This window comes from Alteromonas gilva, assembly GCF_028595265.1.
Classification (GTDB): Bacteria; Pseudomonadota; Gammaproteobacteria; order Enterobacterales; family Alteromonadaceae; genus Alteromonas; species Alteromonas gilva.
The window spans coordinates 2,735,536-2,759,464 of the sequence record NZ_JAQQXP010000001.1; the positions used below are offsets into that span (position 1 = coordinate 2,735,536).

General features: G+C 49.3%; 20 protein-coding genes and 3 tRNA genes. 7 read left to right on the forward strand and 16 right to left on the reverse strand.

Annotated features, from left to right (window positions below):
* Nucleotides 1-73 precede the first annotated feature (73 nt).
* Both OIK42_RS12125 and OIK42_RS12130 read left to right on the forward strand, forming a co-directional pair.
* Nucleotides 74-3,433 (forward strand): S41 family peptidase, encoded by a 3,360-nt coding sequence (locus OIK42_RS12125; protein ID WP_273640858.1) that lies wholly within the window; start codon nt 74-76, stop codon nt 3,431-3,433.
* Between the two features lie 111 nt (nt 3,434-3,544).
* Nucleotides 3,545-4,696, forward strand: coding sequence for a P1 family peptidase (locus OIK42_RS12130; protein WP_273640861.1), 1,152 nt, complete (start codon nt 3,545-3,547; stop codon nt 4,694-4,696).
* 40 nt (nt 4,697-4,736) lie between these two features.
* Here the strand turns inward: OIK42_RS12130 and OIK42_RS12135 are convergent, their stop codons facing one another.
* The 3 genes from OIK42_RS12135 to OIK42_RS12145 are packed head-to-tail and all read right to left on the reverse strand — an operon-like array spanning nt 4,737 to nt 8,901.
* Nucleotides 4,737-6,158 (reverse strand): TolC family protein, encoded by a 1,422-nt coding sequence (locus OIK42_RS12135; RefSeq protein ID WP_273640863.1) that lies wholly within the window; start codon nt 6,156-6,158, stop codon nt 4,737-4,739.
* A 24-nt stretch (nt 6,159-6,182) separates the two neighbouring features.
* Entirely contained in the window at nt 6,183-7,220 is a 1,038-nt protein-coding gene (locus OIK42_RS12140) for an efflux RND transporter periplasmic adaptor subunit (protein ID WP_273640865.1), read from the reverse strand.
* Nucleotides 7,213-8,901, reverse strand: coding sequence for an ABC transporter transmembrane domain-containing protein (locus OIK42_RS12145; protein WP_273640867.1), 1,689 nt, complete (start codon nt 8,899-8,901; stop codon nt 7,213-7,215). Before OIK42_RS12145 ends, OIK42_RS12140 begins: the two co-directional genes overlap by 8 nt.
* A 126-nt stretch (nt 8,902-9,027) precedes the next feature.
* Here OIK42_RS12145 and OIK42_RS12150 point away from each other — a divergent pair, with 126 nt between their 5' ends.
* The 3 genes from OIK42_RS12150 to OIK42_RS12160 all read left to right on the forward strand — a co-directional run bounded on the left by OIK42_RS12150 (nt 9,028) and on the right by OIK42_RS12160 (nt 12,344).
* The gene (locus OIK42_RS12150) at nt 9,028-9,933 is read left to right on the forward strand and encodes a LysR family transcriptional regulator (RefSeq protein WP_273640869.1); all 906 of its coding nucleotides are present in this window, start codon (nt 9,028-9,030) and stop codon (nt 9,931-9,933) included.
* Nucleotides 9,934-10,157: 224 nt separating this feature from the next.
* On the forward strand, nt 10,158-10,841 hold the full coding sequence (locus OIK42_RS12155) for a YehS family protein (protein ID WP_273640870.1): 684 nt from the start codon (nt 10,158-10,160) through the stop codon (nt 10,839-10,841).
* A gap of 351 nt (nt 10,842-11,192) precedes the next feature.
* Nucleotides 11,193-12,344 carry an alpha/beta hydrolase-fold protein gene (locus OIK42_RS12160; RefSeq protein WP_273640872.1) on the forward strand — a complete coding sequence of 384 codons (1,152 nt, stop codon included), beginning with the start codon at nt 11,193-11,195 and terminating at the stop codon, nt 12,342-12,344.
* 37 nt (nt 12,345-12,381) lie between these two features.
* Here OIK42_RS12160 and OIK42_RS12165 read toward each other — a convergent pair whose 3' ends face one another.
* Entirely contained in the window at nt 12,382-13,527 is a 1,146-nt protein-coding gene (locus OIK42_RS12165; protein WP_273640875.1) for a serine hydrolase domain-containing protein, read from the reverse strand.
* Between the two features lie 249 nt (nt 13,528-13,776).
* Between OIK42_RS12165 and OIK42_RS12170 the strand changes: the two genes are divergently transcribed.
* A complete protein-coding gene (locus OIK42_RS12170; protein ID WP_273640877.1) occupies nt 13,777-14,727 on the forward strand; it encodes a transposase in 951 nt (316 codons plus the stop codon).
* Between the two features lie 351 nt (nt 14,728-15,078).
* Nucleotides 15,079-15,234 carry a hypothetical protein gene (locus tag OIK42_RS12175; protein WP_273640878.1) on the forward strand — a complete coding sequence of 52 codons (156 nt, stop codon included), beginning with the start codon at nt 15,079-15,081 and terminating at the stop codon, nt 15,232-15,234.
* On the opposite strand, the gene OIK42_RS12180 is transcribed toward OIK42_RS12175, so the two are convergent.
* The 12 genes from OIK42_RS12180 to ruvB form a co-directional block, all read right to left on the reverse strand.
* Nucleotides 15,195-15,285: transfer RNA gene (locus OIK42_RS12180), tRNA-Ser, on the reverse strand. The genes OIK42_RS12175 and OIK42_RS12180 overlap by 40 nt on opposite strands.
* Before the next feature lie 114 nt (nt 15,286-15,399).
* Nucleotides 15,400-16,458 carry a quinolinate synthase NadA gene (gene nadA / locus OIK42_RS12185; protein WP_273640879.1) on the reverse strand — a complete coding sequence of 353 codons (1,059 nt, stop codon included), beginning with the start codon at nt 16,456-16,458 and terminating at the stop codon, nt 15,400-15,402.
* A 336-nt stretch (nt 16,459-16,794) separates the two neighbouring features.
* A tRNA-Lys gene (locus tag OIK42_RS12190) sits at nt 16,795-16,870 on the reverse strand.
* 26 nt (nt 16,871-16,896) lie between these two features.
* Nucleotides 16,897-16,972, reverse strand: a tRNA-Lys gene (locus OIK42_RS12195).
* A 231-nt stretch (nt 16,973-17,203) separates the two neighbouring features.
* A complete protein-coding gene (gene ybgF / locus OIK42_RS12200; protein ID WP_273641520.1) occupies nt 17,204-17,959 on the reverse strand; it encodes a tol-pal system protein YbgF in 756 nt (251 codons plus the stop codon).
* 49 nt (nt 17,960-18,008) lie between these two features.
* A complete protein-coding gene (gene pal, locus OIK42_RS12205; protein WP_273640881.1) occupies nt 18,009-18,575 on the reverse strand; it encodes a peptidoglycan-associated lipoprotein Pal in 567 nt (188 codons plus the stop codon).
* Nucleotides 18,576-18,620: 45 nt separating this feature from the next.
* A complete protein-coding gene (gene tolB / locus OIK42_RS12210; RefSeq protein ID WP_273640882.1) occupies nt 18,621-19,979 on the reverse strand; it encodes a Tol-Pal system beta propeller repeat protein TolB in 1,359 nt (452 codons plus the stop codon).
* Between the two features lie 5 nt (nt 19,980-19,984).
* Nucleotides 19,985-20,758 carry a cell envelope integrity protein TolA gene (gene tolA / locus OIK42_RS12215; RefSeq protein WP_273640884.1) on the reverse strand — a complete coding sequence of 258 codons (774 nt, stop codon included), beginning with the start codon at nt 20,756-20,758 and terminating at the stop codon, nt 19,985-19,987.
* Between the two features lie 12 nt (nt 20,759-20,770).
* Nucleotides 20,771-21,196: a protein TolR gene (tolR, locus tag OIK42_RS12220; protein ID WP_273640885.1), complete on the reverse strand. Its 426-nt coding sequence runs from the start codon at nt 21,194-21,196 to the stop codon at nt 20,771-20,773.
* A 31-nt stretch (nt 21,197-21,227) separates the two neighbouring features.
* Nucleotides 21,228-21,911 (reverse strand): protein TolQ, encoded by a 684-nt coding sequence (gene tolQ / locus OIK42_RS12225; protein ID WP_273640886.1) that lies wholly within the window; start codon nt 21,909-21,911, stop codon nt 21,228-21,230.
* On the reverse strand, nt 21,901-22,299 hold the full coding sequence (ybgC, locus tag OIK42_RS12230) for a tol-pal system-associated acyl-CoA thioesterase (protein WP_273640888.1): 399 nt from the start codon (nt 22,297-22,299) through the stop codon (nt 21,901-21,903). Before ybgC ends, tolQ begins: the two co-directional genes overlap by 11 nt.
* A 612-nt stretch (nt 22,300-22,911) precedes the next feature.
* Nucleotides 22,912-23,916, reverse strand: coding sequence for a Holliday junction branch migration DNA helicase RuvB (ruvB, locus tag OIK42_RS12235; RefSeq protein WP_273640891.1), 1,005 nt, complete (start codon nt 23,914-23,916; stop codon nt 22,912-22,914).
* Between the last annotated feature and the right edge of the window lie 13 nt (nt 23,917-23,929).

Here is a 23,929-nt window from a genome sequence, read left to right on the forward strand (position 1 = left end):
TCTTTCGTTTACTCAGGTTTCGGACGGGTCGTATCTGCCCTCCCCACCAATAAAAACGACAACAAGGATAACCATGATTAACCGCACATTACTTGGTCTGGGCTTGCTTTTTGTGTCATTACACAGTGTCGCCAAGCCTGGCTATTTTCGCGATCCGGATCTGCATGATAATACCGTGGTGTTTACCGCCGAAGGCGACTTATGGCTGCATCAGCTCGACACCAGACAAACCCGGCGATTAACCACCAATACCGCGTACGAAAAACAGGCCGCCATTTCCAATGACGGTACCCGGATAGCCTTTACGGCTGACTACGATGGCACCACCGAAATTTATGTTATCCCCATTGGTGGTGGTGTGGCTAAACGCGTGACCTTTGAAAACAGCTACGTGTTTTTGCAGGAATGGACCGCCGACGGCCACATTCTTTACAGCGCCAATAACCGCGTGGGTCCAACGGGTAACTGGACGCTTAAAACGGTTGATCCTGAAAACTTAAATACCAAAGACATCCCCCTTGCCGATGCGGTAGAAGGCAGCGTTGATGGCGACTCAGGTACACTTTATTTTACCCAGTTCGGCTTGCAGGTTACCCGTGATAATGCCCGTTATTATCGCGGCGGCGCACAAGGCGAGCTGTGGCGCTTTAACCCGCAGCAGGACGACGAGGCAACTCAGCTTACCGGCGCTCATGACGCCTCCGCCAGTGAGCCGATGTTTTATGATGGCAAACTGTATTTTATAAGCAATAAAAACGGAAATGCCAATTTATGGGTCATGTCAGCAAACGGCAAAAACCTTAAAGCCGTGACCAATTTTCAGGATTATCCGGTACAGCGTGCAAAGCTCGACAACGGACGAGTTATTTTTCAGCATGGTGCTGATTTAAAAATCTACGACAGTGCTACCGATAAAGTAAAAACCCTCGATATTACCCTGTCGGGCGATTTTCCCCATTTGCGGGATAAATGGGTGACCAAACCTACCAAATACCTGACCTCGGCTGATTTTAACGGTAAAAAGAAACAGGTCGTGCTCACCGCTCGCGGTCAGCTAGCGGTAGCCAGTATCGACGGGCGCCGCTTAATAGAAATAGACACGCCTGCGGCATCGCGCTCGCGAAAAGCCATTTTAAGCCACGATGGTGAGTGGGTTTACGCCATTAATGACTCAAGCGGCGAAATGGAAATCTGGCAGTTTGCCGCCGACGGCTCTCCTCAACGCAAACAACTGACCAACAATGGCGCTATTAGTCGTTGGCAGTTGGTGCTGTCGCCAGACGGTAAAAAAATCGCTTATGATGATTTTAATGGGGATTTATGGCTGCTGGATATTGCGTCTGGTGAGAGTGAAAAGCTCTACTCCGGGCAGAATGAAATGAACCCTTACGCCGATATCGTCTGGAGTAAGGACAGCAATTTACTGGCCATTACCACCGCTAAAATGGGCGATGAACGCCAGCGTATTTACTTGCATGATATTACCAATAATAAGGGCCAGGTGCTCACCAGTGACAAATATAACTCCTATTCACCGGCATTCAGCCCGGATCAGCACTGGCTGTACTTTTTGTCAGACCGGGAGTTCTCGCCCAGTACAACATCTCCCTGGGGTGACCGCAATATGGGCACCAGCTTTGACCGCCGTACACAAATATTTGCCTATGCATTAAAAGCCGATGCCGACTTCCCTTTTCAGCAGCCTGATGAGCTGGCCGATGAGGAGGAAGAAGACACCTCCGAGGACACCACATACGACACGCCTGCAAAAGACAGTGATGATGATAACGACGACGATAACAAGGCAGACACAAACGAAGAAAACAGCGATGCTGACGCGGCGGATGCCACAGAGTCACCGTTATTCGTTGTTGACTGGCAGGGGTTAACTGAACGCTTGTGGCAGGTACCGGTGAAAGCCGGGAACTATCGCGATCTGAGCGTTAACAAACGCTTTTTATATGTTATCGACAGCGTCAGCGAGCCCGGCAGCAGGCCGGTGCTAAAGTCTGTTTCACAAAACCCCAAACCCAAAATACTCACTTTTGTAAGTGGCATTGGCGCTTACCGACTCAACGCCGATGGCGACCAAATGCTGGTACTGAAGCAAAGCAGTAACAACGATCAGATTTACATTGTGCCTGCGCAAAGCACCTTCCCTGCTGACACCAGCAAGCATACCGCCAATGTGAATGACTGGAAGCTGCTGATTTCACCGCAGCAGGAATGGCAACAATTGTTTCACGATGCCTGGTTAATGCATCGCGATTATTTTTACGATAAGAATATGCGCGGTGTTGACTGGCAGGCCATAAAACAAAAATACCAACCCTTGCTTTCGCGCATCACTGACCGCGATGAACTCAATGATCTGCTTGGCATGATGACCGGCGAGCTAAACGTCTTGCATTCACAGGTTTATGGCGGTGATTTCCCCAGTGACAGTGACCGCCCCACTCCGTCGAGTTTAGGTGCTAACCTGGTACAGACCAGCGAAGGCGTGCAAATAGCCAGTATTTATCAGTTTGACCGCGAAGTACCGTCCAAAGCGTCCCCCCTGTTAAAGCCGGGCACCGATGCACAGGAAGGGGATGTGATAATCAGTATTAATGAGCAACCGGTCGACACCCTGGCGGCCTTGAATAACCACCTGCTTAATCAGCAAGGCAAGCAGGTTATTCTGGGCCTGAAACGCGGTGACGAGACCTTCAAAACGGTGGTTTATCCGGTAAGCACCCGCACCGATGCGCGCCTGCGGTATCAGGACTGGACTACCCGAAATCGCCAGAAAGTGCAGCAGGCCAGCGACAATATTGGCTACTTACACTTGTATGCAATGGGGGCTAATGATGTCTCTGACTTTGCCAGAGAGTTTTATGCAGCATATCAAAATGATGGCTTAATCATTGATGTCCGGCGTAACCGCGGCGGCAATGTAGACAGCTGGTTACTGGAAAAACTGTTACGCAAGGTCTGGATGTTCTGGACCATTGATAATGGTCTACCCAGCACCAATATGCAGCAAACTTTCCGTGGCCATTTGGTGGTGTTAGCCGACCAACAAACCTACTCCGATGGTGAAACCTTTACTGCCGGTGTCAAAGCCCTGGAGCTTGGCCCGGTAATTGGTAAACAGACCGCGGGGGCCGGCATTTGGCTGCGCGGGCGAAATCGTCTGGCCGATAATGGCATGGCACGGGTTGCTGAATTACCGGTATTTGCCGCCGATGGTCGCTGGATCACCGAAGGTTTAGGGATTACCCCCGACATTGAGGTCACTAATTTACCCCATGCGACCTATAAGGGTGAAGACGCCCAGCTTGACGCTGCCATAAACTACCTGCAAAAGCGGATTAAGCAGCGCCCGGTAAAACCGCTCACGCCTAAGCCCTACCCGGCAGTTGACGAGCCTGCAGACGATATCAACCGATAACCTGATGGCTTAAATCACTAACAGAAACCGGCATCGGCCGGTTTCTTTTTTTCGACAGGATAACCAGCCGTGTTATGGTAAGCACTTGTCTTATCAACAAATTAACCCATCATGATACGATTAATTGTACTCATAGCCCTGAGCACTTTTATAAGCGCTGCGGCCAACGCTGAACAGGTACTGGCCCGCGACATCGGCATTGCACCGGGTATTCTGCCCACAGGAAAGACCAACACCATTGTGGATGTGCCCGGTGTAAAAGTCGGCCAGCTCACCAAAGTCGCGGGAGACTCGATTCGTACCGGGGTGACGGTTGTCTTACCCCACGGTAATAATCTGTATCAACACAAAGTGCCGGCGGCTATCTATGTCGAAAATGGCTACGGCAAACTCATGGGGTTGTCTCAGGTGACTGAATTAGGCGAAATTGAAACGCCCATTGCCTTGACCAATACCCTGTCGGTACCCACGGTTGCTAACGCGCTGATAAGCTACACGCTCAGCCAAACCGGCAACGAAACGGTGCGCTCGGTGAATGCCGTGGTGGGCGAAACCAACGACGGTCTGCTCAACGATATCCGCGGGCGGCATATTACCCAAAAAGACGTGCTTACCGCCATAGACAGCGCCACCAGCGAAACAGTGATGCAAGGTAACGTGGGTGCCGGTACCGGCACCGTCGCCTTTGGCTTTAAAGGTGGCATTGGCAGCAGCTCCAGACGTTTGCCAGCACCCTTAGGAGGCTACCTGGTGGGTGTGCTGGTACAAACGAATTACGGCGGTGTACTGCAAATAAACGGTATGCCTGTGGGCCAGCAGCTTAATCAGTATTATTTAAAAGACGTATTAGATAAGGGCGATGCGGATGGCTCGGTGATGATTGTGATTGCCACTGACGCGCCCCTTTCAGACCGCAACCTTAAGCGCTTAGCCAAGCGTGCCTTTGCCGGTATAGCCCGCACTGGTGCTTCGTTTACAAATGGGTCGGGCGACTACGCTATTGCGTTTTCGGTGGCTGATTCGACGATAAGAACGCCTGCTCGCAGAGCCCGGATAAGTAGCGTAGACACGCTGCCAAATGGCTTGTTTTCTCCCCTTTCCCAGGCGGTAATCGAAGCCACCGAAGAGGCGGTGTATAACTCATTGTTAATGGCTGAAGATGTAACCAGCCTGGATCCTGTAAGTGGTGAGACGCTCACTGTAAAAGCGCTACCGGTGGAGGCAGTAAAAGCGATGCTGGCAACAGCCCGACCGGCAGACTAAAGCGCTAACAGGCCGTTTGAACAGCCCCGTGTGTGCACGGTCAGACGGTAGCCGGGATAGCCGTTACATTCGCCACAACCCAATGCAGCCTGAGCTCAGCGGCGAGCAGACCCACTTGTGCTTCGATAGCTTTAAGCTTGGCTTTGAGGACCCCCGATTCGCGGGCATTTAGCTTAAACATATCGCTGTCGCCGGCATCAAAACGCGCGCGTTCCAGGCGCGATAATTGTACGGCCAGACGGGCATTTTGTTGTTGCAATGACAGCACTTCACTGGCCTGTTGCCAGTATGCGTGAGCCTGCTCAAACTGCTGCGTGAGCTGATCTCTGGCAAGTTGATATTCATAGCCAAGCACCTTGAGTTCAGATTCAAGCTTACCCAGCTCAGCCTCGGCCTTACGGTTGCCCAGGGTATATGAAAAGGTTAAGCCAATTTTACCTTCTGTTTCGGCCAGCGACTGCGGACCACTGCCCATATCTCTGGCAACCAGCGCTTTAAGGTCGAGCTTTGGCAGCAGCTGGTTTTTGGCCAGGCGGTTTTCGTTTGTCATGATATCCTGCTCGGTACGAATCACTGCTAACGTAGGGTGCTCATTAATGGCATTGCGCAATTGCGCAACGCTCGCAGCCCCGACATCAAAAGGCCAGTCGATACTCTCTGGTAACTGTGCGCCGGGATTAATCACCAGTGACTGTCCTTGTTCATTCCGCCAAAAATAGGCCAATGCCTGGGCGGAGGCCCGCTGGGTTTGCTCCAGTTGCGCCAGGGCCAGTTGCTGCTCCATTACACTGGCTTCAAATTCGGTCAGGATCACCTCCGCCAGATCGCCGCGTTCAACACGCGTGGTAAGCCCCACCCGCCGCTGTTTGAGAGTCTCAAGCAGCGATTTAACCGCCGATACTTTCAGACTCGCTTCATACCACTTTAAATAATGGTTGAGGCCTTTGTACAAGAAGTCATTTAACTTTAACTCATACTCCGCGCGGTATTGCTGAATAGACAAACGCGCATTAGCCACACCGGTTCTGCGTTGATCAATATCGCGGTTTTGCAATAACGATAATGCCACCCCAACGCTTGCCTCGCCGCCAGAAAGAGTATCGTATTGCTGCTCGTATACCGGAAAGTCACCCGCCGCAACCCGGTACTCCGTGATCAGCCGGGCATTCATTTCGCCCAATGGTTGCACATATCGCTGCGCCGCGGCGGTTCCATCATAATAACCACTTACGCGGCTACTGATATCCTGCTCTATGCGCGGATCGAAGGCACTTTGGGCGCTCTGTAGCCCCCAGTTGAGCTGCGTGTTTTTTTCGTTAAGTACGTTTACATAAGGGTGATAACGCTGCATATTTTTTAGCAGCGCCGGAACACTGGGCAACGTCTCTTCGGCCTGCAGGTTGCCGGCAGATACCATGAGCGAAAAAACGGTTAGTAACGCTGCAACACGACGATTAATCATGGATGTATTTCTCTCCTAAGTTAACTACCATCCCGTTTTTGCACCCGCGGCTTCTTCAGCTGGCTTTTGCGGCGGAAAGTTATTTAGCTGACGCCATAATTCGTAACCAAGGCGAACCTCTTCAAGCAAGATCCACGCTTTTACGCGACTGCCCAGACGTGCCACATTCTCTTCTGGCCAGGGGATTTCATTGGGATCCGGTTTTATCCACACCTGAAACTTACCTGTCGCATCGGCCACCGGTTCAACATACGTCACCTCGCCGCCAAAAGTACCGATAGCCGCGCCGGGCCAGCCGCTGAATTGAAATACCGGCCACCCTTCAAATTGCAACCGGGCTTTTGCGCCCGGTTTTACCAGTGGCGCGTCGAGACCATTAACAATAATTTTAACCGTCCGCTCAGCGTTGGCCGGAATAAACTGACCCAGTATATCGCCGGCTTTCACAAAGGTTGACTCGCCACCGGAGAATAGCCGTAATATCGTGCCGTCGACCGGCGCTACCTTGGTCATGGTGGCCTGCCGCGACAACACCATACTTACCGAATTAACATCGGCCAGCGATGACGCTGCCTTGGCTTTAAGCTCCTGCACTTTAATGAGCGCGGCTTCGACATCTTTACGCGACACCAGACCTTGCTCTTGCAGGGCTTTTTGTCGGGCTAAGTTGCTCTCGGCATTGGCCACGGCAGTCTCGTTAGCCAGGTGACGCGACTGCGTTGCAGCCAGCTGCGATTGCAGCTTTTCCAGACGCTGAGCGTCGACATCAATGAGTGTCACAATAGGATCGCCGGCCTTGACCTGCATACCCTCGCGCACATGCCAGGACTTCACCTGACCATCCACCAGCGCCGATATGGCTTGCATGCGGTCAACCGGATCCAGCGAGTCTACTGTACCGGTACCAAATGCGGTTTGAATCCAGGGGGTAAACCATAAGCCGGCGACCACCAGCGTGATCATAAAGGCAATGCTCCAGCACACCACCTTGTGAACGCTGGGAATAATCTGCGCGGGCAACGAGGTGATATTTTGCATAAAACGATCTTCGGCTTTACTCATCGTTATCTCCTCCTGCCTGATTGGCTATCGCCGGGCTGACATCCTCAATATAAAGCACGTCCTGCAGGTTTAACGTGGCAGTAAATACGCCACTTACCGGCATATTGGTAAAATACAACACCGTGCACTCCATCTGCGCAATGCGCATTAACAAGCGTTTTTTAAGATTGTGCGGAATGGCATCGAAATGCTGGTTTAAAATGAGCACCTGAGGTTTAGACAGCACCGCGGCGGCCAGCTTTAACAATAAAAATTCGAGCGGCTGCAGCGGCGAGCCGAGTACCGACACGCGGGTTTCTACGCCCTGTTCGAGATTATCAACAACCTCATTGAGTCCCACTGATTCGAGAGCCGCACTGATTTCGGCAATACTCGCATCGGGCGCCGCCAAACGCAGATATTCTTCTATGGTGCATTCCACAATTAACGAGCGATCAAGTGTACTAATAGCCTGACGTAACTCGTATTTATCGTAGTCGAACAAACTGTACTGGCCGAGCAGGATCTCGCCTTTGGGCGGCCGCTCAAAGCGCTTAAGATAGCTCACCAATTGTTTTTGCACCCAGCTTTTACGGGTGGTAATAAAGTACTTATTGCCAGCGTCCAGGGTCACATCGAGATAACAGGTATCGTCAAAATGTGACATCAGTAAACGTTTGAACACCAGTTTAGATGAGCTTGGAATATGCACGCCCTGGTCGTAACTTTCTTCCTGCGGGATCTCCAGCGCCGAACCAATTTTTTGCGCCGCGCCGTACAGTTCGTAATACAGTTTTAAATACTGAGAGAAGCGTGAAATACCAAAAAATACCGTCGACATAATGAGCTCGGCAGCGACCAGCTGACCTATCGACAACTGGCCCTGTACCACCAAATACCCACCCAGGCCCAGCAACGTGGCACTGGCCAGTGCATAGAGCAACAGAAATGACACCGCTTGCGAAAAGGTAAAGGTAAAATGCCCCTTATGCTCCTTAATATAGTGCTCAATGAAGGTCTCGGTTTTGCGCCCGGCGTAGTCCAGATGATCTGATGATTTAAAAAATTCATGGGCGTCTGCCACGTCGTTCAGCCACTTGGCCGTATCGTATTTGGTTTGCGAAAGCTGAATAGCCGTGCGCTTAGCCCCCGGCCCCCATATTTTCCACACCAGATACATGGTTAACAAAATCATCATGTTAAGAATGAACAAAAATGGGTGATAAAATGACACCAGCGTAAACCCCACCATGATTTGTAGTACCAGCGCGAAGCCGTCTACCATCAGCGACGGAATATTTTTTTGCAGGGTCATGATGTCGAAATAGCGATGGGTAATGGACGTGTTGCGGCGCCCCTCAAAAAAACTGTGCGGAGCCATTATGGTTTTCAGCCCTAGCTGAGATACCAACCGTGTATACACCCGGCGTTCGTAGTATTCCATCACCCGCATGCGCAAGGCACTAAAAATGCCTGACACCAGCAACGTGGCAAACAATACACCCGCCAGAATATTCACCGCCCTTAGCGAGCCAATATTGGCGATACTGTTCACCAGCGTTTGCACAGCAATGGGTATCGCCAGCGTTAACAAACTAATTGCCACACCGTAGGCAATGGCCACCCCAAAGAAACCGCTCTCCGGCTTGAGCAATGACACCAAATATTTTTTCGTTTGCCGTAAATCTATTGCTTTATCCATGCGGAATTTACCTAAATAAATTTAATGCCAAGTAACTTTTACATAAGGCTATGATACAGAAGCAAGAAGAAAGATAAAAACTGTTATATACTTATATTAACATCGATAAAACCTGTCATTTTTACTATGCAACCTGTTAACTATCATCATTTGTATTATTTTTACCTCATTGCACGTGAGGGTAGCATAGCTAAAGCCTCACGCTTACTCCATGTTACCCCGCAAACAGTAAGCGGCCAGCTCAGTACCTTTGAAAAACAGCTTGGCTACCCTTTGTTTGACCGCGTCAGCAAGCGACTCCACCTTAATCGTAAAGGTAAAATGGTGTACCAGCATGCCAGTGAAATATTTCAAAAAGGCAGTCAGCTGGCAGAGCTGCTGCATGCTGATAACGAGGCCATTGAACAATCGTTTGTGGTGGGTGTAACAGATGCTATCCCTAAAGTACTGGCCTATGACTTTGTACATCGCTCGATGAGGCAATTCTCCAATGTACGCTTTATTTTTCGTGAAGGACCATTTGACACACTCGTCAGCGATTTAGCAATTAATCAAATCGATTTGATTATTGCTGACAGAGGCATTGCGCCGGGCACCCAGATTAACGCTAACAGCCATTTTTTGGGTGAATCGCACTTAAGCTTTTTTGCCTGTCCCGACCACCCGGCCATACAACAACCGTTTCCCGCCTCGTTAAATGGTCAGGATTTACTGTTACCCGGCGTTAAATCAGGCATTACGCTGGGCTTAACCACGTGGTTTGAAAGCCAACAGCTGTTTCCTAAAATTGTAGCGGAGTTTGACGATAGCGCCTTACTAAAGTTGTTTGGTAGTGAGGGCTTTGGCATTTTTTGTGCGCCAGCCGCAATTGCCCGTCATGTGGAAGACCACTACAAGGTAGCGTGCTTAGGCAATGTCGAAAACATTACCGAGCGCTACTACGCCATTACCGCCAAAAGTAAAACTCACCACGCCATTGTCACCAGTATTATTAACGAAGCCCAGGACCTGCTGCATAACCAGCAGAGCTGACCTGACCACCATTACTCGCCTCGTCCCCCTTATATGCCGGTATCACCAGCGGCGCTTAACTATTTCGCTCAAGATGGCAGAAATAGCGTATACTGTAGCCAAGTGGTCAGGCATTTCTTGCCACAATATTCAGGCCTGTCACGCCACGTTGCGCTCAGCCCCGCAATAAGCAGCAAAAAGAAAGACAAAACAGTCAACAGGTCCCCAACAAAGTAAGTCATACTATGAATCATAACGATGTATTACGCCGCGTGCGTTTTGCCCTGCGAATAGACGATAAAGCAGCGATCAGTATTTTTCAGTTAGTCGGATACAAAATGGATATTGAGTATCTTAAGGCCAACATGAAAAAAGAAGAAGAACCCGGCTTTTTGCCTTGCCGTGACGGCGTAATGGCCATGTTTTTGGACGGCCTGATTATAAAAATGCGCGGCGAACAGCCTGGCGGCCCGCCGCCACCGCTGGCCAGAGGAGAGTTCCTCAGTAATAACGACATTTTGCGTAAACTGCGTATTGCATTGTCGTTTCGTGACGAAGATATGCTCGAGGTAATGAAGCTCGGCAACTTTAATATGAGCAAAGGCGAAATGTCGGCGTTTTTCAGAAAGCCCGATCACCGCAACTTTAAGCCCTGTGGCGATCAGGTGCTACGCTATTTCTTATTAGGTTTGGCCCGCAAGTTGCGCCCGGATGTAGCCACACCGGACGAAGAGAACCGCCCCAAGGTAAACTCACCAGCTATCAAGAAAGCGCTTAAGAAAAATATAAAACCCAAGCGCACGCCTTCGACAGATCCAAAAAGCAATACAACAGAAAAGCCGGATACCAGCCCAACAGCTAAAAAACCATTGAAAGCACCTTATCGTGGCCCGGAAAAACGCAGCCGCAAAAAGCTCTCACGGGACTAAACCCACCCTGTTGCTAATAATCTTCATAAGTGGCGCTTAACCAACGTTAACCTATTTGAAATTAAAACCGGCTTATGCCGGTTTTATTTTGATGTGTTGTGGTGAAACAGAGGATAGTGTTCGCTGCCAGACAGCTTGTTTCGCGTTGCTCCTTTACCGCTCATGCTGGCGTGGCGGGCAGTAAATCATTTTGCTGCGCGGGTGCAGAGCCGGCCCTGTGTTGACAGCCGGCAACCACTTGTAATCCTCTCATCACACACCACATTTATACGTTGCTGTGCAGGTAAAAAAACGTCTGCATCAGGCACCAACAGCTTTATACCTGCTGCACCAACCCACAAGGAAGTATTTATGCGATTATTTGTTTTACTGCTCACTATGCTGCTCGCTGCTGTATTTTCGCCTAACTCAGTGGCGCAAACCGAATGGCACGTTTCTGAATATATCGAGGCTGAATTACCTGAACTGTCGAGGCACTACCGTGTGTCGCTGCCCGCCGACTACCAGGACAACAGTGCCAGACAATATCCATTGTTACTCATTTTAGACGGCCAGCGGTATGGTGATCTGGTTGCGGGGAACGCACGCTTTTTATCTGGTATTGGCGAAATTCCTGCACACGTTATTGTTGCAGTGGACGCTGTTAACCGCTTGCGTGATTATACACCGACCGACTCGCCCGACTGGGATGGTGACGGCGGTGCTCAACAATTTATGCAGTTTTTAACCACCCAGTTAATGCCTCGTTTAACCCAACAATACCGGCTTGATAGCCACAAGATAATTTGGGGGCACTCGGCAGCAGGACTCTACGTAATGCACCACCTGTATACGGCTCCGACAACCTTTGATGCCTATTTAGTTAACGATGGCTCATTGGGCTGGGATAACCAGTTTGTGGCTACACAACTGGAAAAATATTTAGATAGTCCCTCCCGCCCTGCGCAATACCTATATTTTAATAACAGTTTTTTGCTGGATGATGTGCCCGACGAGGCTAAATTTATAGCGCCAATTAAAGCCCTGCTAAACGCCAAAGCCGGGGCTTCCCTGCGCTGGGATCATCAGAATCTAAGCGACGAAAGCCACGCGTCGATTCCGCTAACCGGCAGCATTAAGGCATTACGGGCACTCTATGCCGGGTATCGTATTCCCGAGAAAGTGGTGTACGCAGGCCTCGACGCCATGACGTTGCATTTGTCGACATATAGAGGAAGGCTTGGCGCTCTGACGGTTATCCCGGAAAATAACCTGCTTGATCTTGGTTTCCATGCGCTGCAGCGTACCCCGCAGGAGTCTATTGAGGTTTTCGACTATTGCGTATCGCTGTACCCGCAGTCGCTGTACGCCTTCGACGGATTATCTCATGCCTACGCCGCCACCGGGCAGACTGATGAGGCGCTCCGCGCGCTCAATCAGGCCATAGAAATAGCAACCCGGGTAAACCCCGAAGAGCTGGCCCGGCTAAAGGAACAAAAATCGGCACTGCTATTAAACCGATAGCAGCCAGACACGCAGGCTCGCGCTGTCGAATCAGCAGTTACTGGACGGTTTTTATTGCAACATCGCGCACTTTATTAAGCGCGTTATTGAGCTTGTCGTTGGAAACGTCATTACACATCCATGCCAGGGCCAGGTCCAGTGTTGGGTATCTGGCAAAGTAAGTATAGGTGCCCAGCCAACCGCCGGAATGGGAAAAGACTTTCAGGTTATTTGATTGCGTACCGACAAACTGGCCGTTGGCATAAAACACCTTCGGCGCTGCCTCAAAGGTACTGTTTGGCGTATTAAATGTAGTGATAAATTGTGCCGGCTGCGCCGTGAGTTTGGGCTGATAAAAGTGATTATTCCAGATAAGCATGTCATCCAGATTGGTGTGCAAACCGCCATCACCAACCCAAAACAGGTTGGTCATATCGGTAACATAATCGCCAGCGTCATTGCGTGTATACCCGTACGCACGGTTTTTAACGATTTCCACCGGGTCGTCACTAAAGAAGGTATTGCGCATACCCAAGGGTTTAAATATGGCCTGTTCACTGTACTCACGCAGGGTTTGCCCTGACACCTCTTCAACCAACATGGATAATAAAAAATAGGCCAGATTGCTGTATTGAAACTTAGTCTCTGGCTCGTGTTCTAACGGCACCGTTTTTACCACGTCATAAAATTCATCAATGGTTAAATAGTCTTCATTGCCTAACCGAAACGGGCCGCCAGCCACTGAGGTTAAATTTACTGATTTTTCATTGGGTTCTTCGCCGGTTGGGGCCGTAATTAAGTCGTAATCGCCCATCCCTGCAACGTGCCCCAGCATGGCCCGCACGGTTACCTTACTTTCATATTCGCGTAATTCAGGTAAATAGGTGTGAATATCGGCGTCTAAGTTAATCTTGCCTTCACTGGCTAGCAGTTGCACTGCCATGGCGGCAAACTGTTTTGAAACAGAGCCCATACGGTGAACCTGCGTGCCGTTGAGGGGTACATCAAGTTCGAGATTACTCATACCATAGCCGGCTTTGTGAATAAATTGCCCCTGATGAATAATCCCCACATTGCAGCCCGGGGCGCCCGGTTCAATGACCTCATTCATGATGGCGTCAACCTTATCGTTAAGCACCGACGCCGACAGTGGCGCACTCGCCATGACTGAACTGCATACAATTAACGAATAGAGAAACTTCATGGCAATTTCCTTATCAATACGGATCTATAATTAGCGCCTGTGAGCCGAACCGACATAACGCGTTCAGGTAACACTTAATTTACATTAGGATGAGTATGCCACAGATTACACACAAGAAAAGCGCAAATGGACAGTCACTCTCTATCCCCAAGCGCAAATGGACAGTCACTCTCTATCCCTGAGGACAGTTGGAATATATTCAAACTTCGGCACAATAAACTTACCGTTGACTCAAGCAGGTGCAAGACAGTGCCCAGACCCCGTAAATGCCTTATCAATCTGTCAGACACCCCGTTTTACCATTGCATATCCCGCTGCGTCCGCCGGGCCTATTTATGTGGTGAGGATAGCGTTACCGGCAAGAGTTACGAGCATCGCCGGCAGTGGGTGGAAGACCGCTTGCTATTGTTAGCTGATGTGTTCTGCGTGGACGTGTGTGCCTATGCTGTTATGAGCAACCACACCCACGTGGTGTTGCGCATCAACAAACAAAAAGCCGATGCTTTGTCGGTTCATGAGGTTATTAAGCGGTGGCATAGGCTCTACAAAGGCGTGCTGTTGTGTCGACGTTATATTCAACCAGATGAATGCGACGTGATGAGCGATGCCGAAATTGAAACCGTAAACGCTATCGCAGCGGTGTACCGACAAAGGCTATACGATATCAGTTGGTTTATGCGCTTGCTCAATGAATTCATCGCCAGGCAGGCGAATAAGGAAGATGACTGTACCGGCCATTTTTGGGAAGGCCGGTTTAAGTCTCAAGCATTGTTGGATGAAGCCTCTTTGGCGGCATGTATGGCTTACGTCGATTTAAATCCGGTACGCGCACAAATAGCGAAAACACCGGAGTCATCTGCCCACACCAGTATTCAAAAAAGAATTGAGGCGGCGAAATCAAATCGACAGCCACGCTCGCTGCTTGGGTTTGCTGGCAATCCAAGAAACAACATGCCCGATGGGTTACCGTTTCGTATTGAGGACTATCTGGCAATTGTCGAATTAACAGGCCGCCATTTCCATCCTGCCAAACTAGGCAAAAACGCAGATTCAGCATTGCCAATTCTTACCCGAATGGGGGTAGACGATGTTGACTGGCATACCCTGGTATCCGGCATTGAGACAGAATTTAAAACCACAGTGAGTACCGAAAAATTAAGCAATATCCACAACAGAAATCGTCGATACCGAACAGCTTAGTCACACAAAAAGCTCAATTTCCATATCATAGCGCTATCGCTAAAATAGCGAACTAAACAGTGTTAAACTTCGACAAACACTTCTAAATACGCCCACGTCAACCTTATCTGCTTTGCTTGATAAATAATTCAGCGCTAACTGCATTGGCATTCTAACTTGCTAATAATATTTGCCACCACTCAAGAGTGACTGTCCCAGAAAGACTCTATAAATAATTCAGCGCTAACTGCACTGGCATTCTAACTTGCTAATAATATTTGCCACCACTCAAGAGTGACTGTCCCAGAAAGACTCTCAAGAGTGACTGTCCCAGAAAGACTTTCCAGAAAGAACATCCCAGAAAGAACAAGAGTGACTGTCCAAGAAAAAAGAAAAAGACGCGACTTAATGTTGAATCAAGAACCAGTTGATAATGCAATTGATTTTGCAGGCATAAAAAAACCGGCAAAAGCCGGTTCCTTTATATCTGGCGGAGAGAGAGGGATTCGAACCCTCGATACGCTATAAACGTATACACACTTTCCAGGCGTGCGCCTTCAGCCACTCAGCCATCTCTCCAAATTGTGTCATAACCGCGCAAGGCTGTTATTTAGTGCGCGTATAGTAGGTAAAGCCGCGCTGTGAATCAAGAACTACCCTCAAAAAATGCGTCAAATGCTGATTAATTAAGCACTACGCGCTTTTTTGTGCCTTTAACCGGGCGGAAAAGTCGAGCATCCGGTTAAGGGGGATTAGCGCCTTTTCACGCAGTGCGTCATCAACAAAAATCTCATGTGTTGCAGCGTCGTCGGTTGAGAGCGACTGATATATCGCTTCTAAGCCGTTCATAGCCATCCAGGGGCAATGTGCGCAACTTTTACAGGTTGCCCCATTCCCGGCAGTCGGCGCTTCCACAAACTGCTTCTCAGGCATTAATTGCTGCATTTTGTAAAAAATGCCTTTGTCGGTGGCCACAATAAACATTTGGTTGGGCATATCCTGCGCCGCCTGAATAAGCTGGCTGGTTGAACCCACCGAATCTGCCATTGCCACTACGCTGGCGGGGGATTCCGGGTGTACCAGTACCGCAGCATCAGGGTACAACGCTTTCATATCTTGTAGCGCTTGTGCGGAGAATTCATCGTGCACAATACACTCGCCCTGCCACATCAGCATGTCGGCGCCGGTCTGTTTGGCGATGTAGGCACCTAAGTGGCGATCCGGCCCCCAGATAATGGGTTTACCCAGGCTATCCAGATGTTCAACGATTTCCAACGCAATGCTCGATGTCACTACCCAGTCGGCGCGCGCCTTAACAGCGGCTGAGGTATTGGCGTACACCACCACCGTGTGATCAGGGTGTTGGTCACAAAACGCCGAGAACGCTTCTACCGGACAACCTAAGTCCAGTGAGCAGGTCGCTTCCATGGTAGGCATTAATACGCGTTTTTCAGGGCTTAGAATTTTGGCAGTTTCGCCCATAAACTTTACCCCTGCCACGAGCAGGGTTTGCTCTTTGGCATCGCGACCAAACCGCGCCATTTCCAATGAGTCGGCCACGCAACCGCCGGTTTCTTCGGCCAGCGCCTGTATTTCAGGATCGGTATAGTAATGCGCAACCATGGTAGCGTTCTTTTCTTTCAGCAACGCTTTAATTTTGCTTTTAAGCTCTGCTTTACGGACGTCAGACAGCACGGCAGGCTTAGCCGGGAATGGATAATCAATCTGGTCAATACGATACGCTAATGTCATGGTTGGTAACACCTAACCTGGTTGTGACTAAACGGGCGGCGATTATACATGAGTGTCATAAAAAATTCATACACCCGTGGGAGTGTTTGTAAAATAATCAGGGAAATAACGCCGGGCTATAACGGTAATACTGGGGTTTATTTTACCACTTTCAAGTTGTTCGGCTGAACCGTTACGCGTGTGATAACCGCGCAATGTCTGTGTCAGCTTTGGTTTCCTGCATAAGGCATGCATTGCCAAACTAAACCAAGGATAACGCTACCTGGTTTTACGCGTATTGTGGCATTGTTTGGTTTTGGTGGTTTAACGTAACCGGGGAATGTTACGATGTTGAAATGGTGGGTCGTGCTGGATTCGAACCAGCGACCAATTGATTAAAAGTCAACTGCTCTACCAACTGAGCTAACGACCCATTTCAAATTGGGCAATAATCGTAAGTGGTGGGTCGTGCTGGATTCGAACCAGCGACCAATTGATTAAAAGTCAACTGCTCTACCAACTGAGCTAACGACCCTTCGATTATCGCTGTCACCTTGTCTGGGCGACGGGCGCATATATTACTCATTTATCATCGCGGTGCAACCTAAAAAACCGATTTATTTGCAGTTTTATGGCAAAAAACGTTTAACCGCTTAAAAACAAGTCAATTCGTGCAGTTATTAAACCGCTGATTGCCATGCTAACTTTACCGCATAAAAAAAGGGAGCATCCGCTCCCTGTTTTAAATTATCTGTACCGTTTACGTTTAAAGTCTAACTTCTGCCAGTTTTCTGGCCGAAGAGTCAGGATAAGAGCTGATGACTTCATTAAACAGTGCTTTCGCTCTGGCCTGATTACCGGTCTTCTCGGCAATAATACCTAACTTTAATAACGCGTCCGGGCGTTTCACCGAGTCAGTAAATTTATTGGCGACCATTTCAAACTGGCTGGCAGCATCCTGCCATTGCTGTTTGTTAAATAATAGCTGGCCTAACCAATAGTGCGCATTCGGAGCGTAGGTGCTGTCAGGAAAGCGTTCAATAAAGGCCTGAAATTCAGGTATGGCTTTATCGTACTCTCTTGATTTCAGGATCAGATTTACCGCTTTCTCGTACGCATCAGACTCTGAGGCGCCACTACTGCTGCTGGCAGGTTGCCCTGCGGTCGGCGTATTGACTGCGGCAGAGGAGCCTGCGGTTGAATCGGTAGCGGTACCACTGGCACTAAAACCATTCTGCTTCAGCGCCTCAACCCGTTTATCGATTTCTAAATACAACTCACGCTGACGGTCGAGTACTTTTTGCAATTGGTTGGTATGTACCTCAACCGCGCCGCGTAGCTCGTCCAGTTCGTTTTGCATATTATCGATTTGCTGCTGTAAACGATGTTGCATGTCCGCCCGGTTGTCTACCTTGCGTTCAAGTACGGTTAGCCGCGATTCGATATCGTTGTCGTTAACGCTGTAAACGGGTGCACCGCTTGACTGTGCCGCCGCACCTAGCGGCAGACACAACAGCGCCATTGCAACACCGGCAATGGCTTGTTGGAACGGTTTATGGACTCTGTTCATGTTATTGATAAACAATGACACCACGACGGTTCTGTGCAAATGCATACTCAGAGGTACCCATTACTTCTGGCTTTTCTTCACCGTAAGAGACTACCGAGATCTGACTTGAGCTAACGCCCGCGTTGAGCAGGTAAGTTTGCACAGACTTGGCACGGCGCTCACCCAGCGCGATGTTGTACTCTGGTGTACCGCGCTTATCGGTATGTCCTTCTACAACCACTTTTTTACCTGGGTTTTTAACCAGGAATTCAGCGTGCTTGTCGAGTACCGGGTAGAACTCTGATTTGATATTAGAGCGATCAAAATCGAAGTAGACAGTCTGCTCATTTTGCAGCGCTTGAAGCTCTTGCTTAACCATCTCTTCTGCCATACGCTGACGCTTAACGGCTTCAGCTTTAACACGCGCTTGCTCTGCTTCTTTTTGTGCCTGCTCTTCAGCGGCTTGTTGTTGTGCAATGCGGTTACGCTCAGCCGCCAGTTCAGCTTCGCTAGGACCTGATGAACATGCCATCATAGTCACCACTGGCAGGGCGATGATGAAGCTCTTCATTACTTTATTCATTTGCATCCTCTTAATCCTTATACTTTTATATTTGTGATTGTATCAAATCTGTTAAAACAAATAGGGTGACCAGCTGGGCGATTTAACTTCCCCATCGGACACCGGTAACCTCGCCTTAAAGCGCCCATCCAGTGACACTAACGACAATACCTGCGTATCGCCATATAATGTACTATAAATTATCATGCTTCCATTCGGAGCGATACTGGGAGACTCATCAAGGGATGTTCTCGTCAGTACCTGAATTGCCCCGCTATTCACATCCTGTCTGGCTATGTGATAGTCCCCCCGGGTCCGGTTCACCAGCACGACTTCTTCGCCGTCAGGGGTAAACGTAGCTCCAAGGTTTTGCTCACCTTCAAAAGTGAGACGTCGCACTTCACCAACATCTAAATTTACGCGATAAATCTGTGGTTTACCACCCCGTTCAGAGCTAAAAATCAGACTCTTACCGTCTGGCGACCATGCAGGTTCGGTATCAATTGCCCGATTTCGTGTAATCCGGCGTAAATTTTTAGTCGCAATATCCATCACATAAATTTCCGGATTGCCGTCTTTCGATAATACCATGGCCAGTTGTTTACCGTCTGGTGAGAACACCGGACTGCCATTAATGCCCGGGAAATTGGTCATTTGCTCACGTTCCATAGTGTAGATATTCTGGATAAATATCTGCGGACGCTTGTTTTCAAAACTTACATAAGCAAGCTTGTCGCCATCAGGCGACCAGGCCGGCGACATCAGCGGCTCCGGAGAGGATAATAAACGGGTTTCATTAAAGCCGTCATAGTCGGCAATCACCAACTGATAAGGCAGTTCCTCGGTGGCACGGTCGCGCACTATCACATAAGCGATACGGGTTAAAAATGCCCCGCGTACGCCGGTTAACTTCTCATAAATGACGTCACTGATACGATGAGAATACTGACGAAAATCATCAGCGCCAATAACCACCTGGCGTTCATCAATAACGTGATCTTTACTGTTCACCAGCTCACCATCTTTACCGAGGATTTTCGACTCGCCGCCGGTAATTTGGCCGCGCAACACATCGATGATTTCAAATGACACCAGATAACGGTCTGCGCCCTGTGGCTTTATGCTGCCCACGACAATGGTATCAATCCCCTTGGCTGCCCATGCTGCATAATCAACCTCGCTGTCAGTGGCCGGGTACTGGGGCATATCACCTTGGGCAACCGGATTAAACTTACCACTGCGGCGCAAATCATTCATCACCACGTCGGTGAGATCACCAGGTAGCATGCCCTCGCCTTGCCATTTAAACGGCACTACCCCAATCGGACGAGCGCTGTCTATCCCTTCAGTAATCACGATTTCTAATGCAGCATGTAACTGACCAACAGTACTGAAATAGATCAGAGTAATCCACAGACCCAGTTTTCTCATAGGCTTTACAACTCCACCTTTAAATTAATGTCTTTTAATTCTGCGTACACCGCTGGATCGTCTGACACCGGCAACCTATCCGGACGCAATACCGCACTTTGTGCCGCCCGGCACAGTGCCGGGTCGCCATCGATAATGGTCACTTTGGTTACCAAACCGGTGGTAGCCAGTCGAATATTCAAGCGACAACTCTTCCCTTTAAAGTCAGCATTCAAATACTTCATTATTTCTTGCTGAATCATTATCTGGTAGCGGTCTACCTCGGACAACACCTGTTTACGGCGCTGCTGTTGCATGGCCGCTTGCTCCTGGGCAAGCTGCTCTTGCATAATTCTTTCCATTTCTGCGCGTTCTTTTGCTTCTTTTGCCTTGCGCGCGGCTTCGGCCTTTTCGGCCGCTTCCCGTTCTTTACGTTCGCGGGCTTTTTGTTCGGCTAAACGTCGCAGTTCTGACTGCCGTTTTGCTTCTGCCGCTTCCCGTGCTTTTTTCTCTCGAGCCTTACGTGCTGCGGCTTCACGACGGCGTTGCTGCTCGGCGGCCTGTTGCTGCTGGCGCTGCTCTTCGGCCCGCGCCTGCGCTTCTGCCTGGGCTTGCGCACGTTTTTGATCAGCAATGGCCTGGGCATCAATAAAGGTCGCCTTTATCACTGGCGCAGGGGTACTGTTGGCCACCGGCATTACCGGTGTCGACGACAAACTGACGCTAATAAGCAACACTACCAGTAATAGTGCATGTAGCCCCAGTGATTTTTTTAATGCAGACTTGTCAGCAGTTGTCACTCTATAAGCCTGTTAATTGTTTTCAACCGGATCGGTCATTAGCCCTACCGACGGTACACCCGCTTTTTGCAGCAGTACCATCAACTGAATTACTTCGTTGTACGCCACCTGGCCATCACCTTTTACCACCACCGGTGTTTGCGGGCTTTTTTCTAACTGTGCCTGCACCAATGCTGTCATTGTGTCTTCGTCTACCGCTTGTTCCTGATCATCGCCAAGGTTGAGGTAGTAGTTTCCCTGAATATCCACCGACGCGATGATCGGTGGCGTATCTTCTTGTTCAATGGGCTGCGCACTGGCTTTGGGCAGATCGACCTTAACCCCTTGTGAAATAAGTGGCGCGGTGACCATGAAAATAATTAACAGTACCAACATGACGTCGATGTAAGGCACCACGTTGATTTCAGAAACCGGACGACGGCGTTTGCGCATATACATAGCGTATTTCTCCTGTCAGATAACGCGACGTTTATGCGTTTGGCTGTGAAGCATGAGCCTGACGCTGCAAGATAGCCGAAAACTCTTCCATAAAGTTAACGTAGCTGTTCTCAAGTCTTTCGACCTGATGACTGAAGCGGTTGTACGCAATAACCGCCGGGATGGCCGCAAATAAACCAATGGCCGTCGCTATCAGTGCCTCGGCAATACCGGGCGCTACCATGGCCAACGTGGCCTGCTGTACCTCACCCAGGGCAATAAACGCATTCATAATGCCCCACACCGTACCAAAAAGACCAATATACGGGCTAATGGAACCTGCCGTGGCTAAAAATGACAGGCGACTTTCCAGGTTATCGACTTCGCGCGACAACGACACCCGCATGGCACGATACGTCCCGTCAACCACCACGTTAGGGTTAGTATTGCTTTTGCGTAAGCGAACAAACTCTTTAAAACCGGCACAAAAGATGTGGCCCATACCGCTGACACTTTCCTCACTGGAAAGCTGTTGATAAAGACGATTCAGATCGGCGCCCGACCAAAACTCATCTTCAAAGGCTTTCATTTCGTCACGGGCACCATTCAATGCTTTTTGACGCTGAAAGATAAATGCCCAGGAGGCAATGGAAACACTGATCAATAGCAACATAACCAGTTGTACAACAAAACTTGCCTGCAGAAACAAGCCAATAAAAGTTAAATCAGATGACACGCGAAAATTCCCCTAACATTGCCTCCGGAATTCGACGTGGCCGCATAGTGGCCAAATCGACACAGGCTATTTTTGCCTGCACGCTGACAAGCAACTTGCCACGTGCATTTATTATATCTTGTTTAAATGTCATGCTAGCGCCCTTCAATTCTACAATGTGAGAAGTAATACTCAACATCTGATTGAAGCGAGCAGGCGCATTATTGTGCATTTCAACGTGTTTGACGACGAAGGCGATGTTTTGTTCCAAAAAAACATCTTGCTCAAAGCCTAGTTCACGTAACCATTCCGTTCTGGCCCGTTCAGCAAACTTGAGATAATTAGCGTAATACACAATACCACCGGCATCGGTATCTTCATAATAAACACGAACATTTAACGTATGCACTGCGTTCGCTCTCCGTTAAAACTGACTAAATTATAAACATGGCGACAAGGCATGGCCTGCAGCCATCACCCTGTGCGTGCGCAATAGTAGAAGAAAACCCGCTTAAGTGTCTAGCGACAGCGCCTTTTCGGCTCCGCCCAAGACCAAGTAAATGTATGGAATGACGACAAGCAGGTCAAACAGGGAAAATCCCGCAAATCTATACATAGCAGTAGCATGAACAACAAAAACCACCCGTTAACAGCTTTTTAACAGATTAGTTATTCTAATGATAAAATGAAATTATTCTCAATTGTGCCAGAACAAAATCTGCCTATAATACGCCTCATCAAGTCGACAGACGAATGAGTTCTCCATTTCTTGTTTGACATGAGTTCCCTGGATTTTTTTCCTTTAACACTTGTTGTTCTCACCCGCTTCCATGAAGCGGGTTTTTTTTGTCTTTTGTTTCAGTTATTAAACACAGATTCAGCCAATACGGCTGGCAGTTGTCATGAGCGCTCAGGCGGTAAACAGGCTAACACCGTTGCCAACCTGAGCCGCTGAGCAAAAATAACATCGCTAAGTGAAGCGGGTAACCGGTTGCGCTTTGACACAGCGCATTACATTCGTTTACTGATCAGGCTGAAAACCAAGGTGTAAATAAGCCCGTTGGGTAGCAATACGTCCACGCGGGGTGCGCTGTAAAAACCCCTGCTGAATTAAAAACGGCTCAATCACATCTTCGATGGTTTCTTTTTCTTCGCCTATGGCTGCCGCCAGGTTATCGAGGCCAACCGGACCGCCATCAAATTTCTCAATAATGGCATTGAGTAACTTACGGTCCATAAAGTCAAACCCTTCTTTGTCAACGTCGAGCATGTCCAGAGCACTTGCCGCCACCCGGGCGTCTACCGTGCCGTCTGCCTTAATCTGGGCAAAGTCTCTGACGCGGCGTAGCAAACGGTTGGCGATCCGCGGTGTTCCTCTGGAGCGCTTAGCCACTTCGTGGGCACCTTCGGTGTTCATTTCTAATTGCAGGTATTGAGCACTGCGGGCCACAATATCGGTGAGATCTTTCACCGAGTAAAACTCCAGACGCTGCACAATGCCAAAGCGATCCCGTAGCGGTGACGTTAACGAACCAGCGCGGGTGGTTGCGCCAATCAACGTAAAGGGCGGTAAATCCAGTTTAATAGAGCGCGCCGCCGGGCCTTCGCCAATCATAATATCGAGCTGGTAATCTTCCATGGCCGGATAAAGAATTTCCTCTACGACCGGGCTTAAACGGTGGATCTCGTCGATAAAGAGTACGTCGTTGCGCTCCAGATTTGTCAGTAGCGCGGCCAGATCGCCGGCTTTTTCCAGCACAGGCCCGGACGTGGTTTTAATATTCACGCCCATTTCATTGGCAACAATGTTCGCGAGGGTGGTTTTACCTAAACCTGGTGGCCCAAAAATTAACAGATGATCAAGCGCATCCTGGCGCTGTCGGGCTGCTTCGATAAAGATTTCCATCTGGTCGCAAACGTGCTGCTGACCGGTGTAGTCATTTAACAGCTTAGGCCGTATGGCGCGATCAATGATGGCATCATCATCGTCTTCAGTGGCAGAAATTAACCGATCCGCTTCAATCATTTATTTTTCTCAC

Coding starts and splice junctions, on each gene's coding strand:
- OIK42_RS12125 (WP_273640858.1), top strand. CDS start 74: ATGATTAACCGCACATTACTTGGTCTGGGCTTGCTTTTTGTGTCATTA.
- OIK42_RS12130 (WP_273640861.1), top strand. CDS start 3,545: ATGATACGATTAATTGTACTCATAGCCCTGAGCACTTTTATAAGCGCT.
- OIK42_RS12135 (WP_273640863.1), bottom strand. CDS start 6,158: ATGATTAATCGTCGTGTTGCAGCGTTACTAACCGTTTTTTCGCTCATG.
- OIK42_RS12140 (WP_273640865.1), bottom strand. CDS start 7,220: ATGAGTAAAGCCGAAGATCGTTTTATGCAAAATATCACCTCGTTGCCC.
- OIK42_RS12145 (WP_273640867.1), bottom strand. CDS start 8,901: ATGGATAAAGCAATAGATTTACGGCAAACGAAAAAATATTTGGTGTCA.
- OIK42_RS12150 (WP_273640869.1), top strand. CDS start 9,028: ATGCAACCTGTTAACTATCATCATTTGTATTATTTTTACCTCATTGCA.
- OIK42_RS12155 (WP_273640870.1), top strand. CDS start 10,158: ATGAATCATAACGATGTATTACGCCGCGTGCGTTTTGCCCTGCGAATA.
- OIK42_RS12160 (WP_273640872.1), top strand. CDS start 11,193: ATGCGATTATTTGTTTTACTGCTCACTATGCTGCTCGCTGCTGTATTT.
- OIK42_RS12165 (WP_273640875.1), bottom strand. CDS start 13,527: ATGAAGTTTCTCTATTCGTTAATTGTATGCAGTTCAGTCATGGCGAGT.
- nadA (WP_273640879.1), bottom strand. CDS start 16,458: ATGACATTAGCGTATCGTATTGACCAGATTGATTATCCATTCCCGGCT.
- ybgF (WP_273641520.1), bottom strand. CDS start 17,959: ATGGCGCTGTTGTGTCTGCCGCTAGGTGCGGCGGCACAGTCAAGCGGT.
- pal (WP_273640881.1), bottom strand. CDS start 18,575: ATGCAAATGAATAAAGTAATGAAGAGCTTCATCATCGCCCTGCCAGTG.
- tolB (WP_273640882.1), bottom strand. CDS start 19,979: ATGAGAAAACTGGGTCTGTGGATTACTCTGATCTATTTCAGTACTGTT.
- tolR (WP_273640885.1), bottom strand. CDS start 21,196: ATGTATATGCGCAAACGCCGTCGTCCGGTTTCTGAAATCAACGTGGTG.
- ruvB (WP_273640891.1), bottom strand. CDS start 23,916: ATGATTGAAGCGGATCGGTTAATTTCTGCCACTGAAGACGATGATGAT.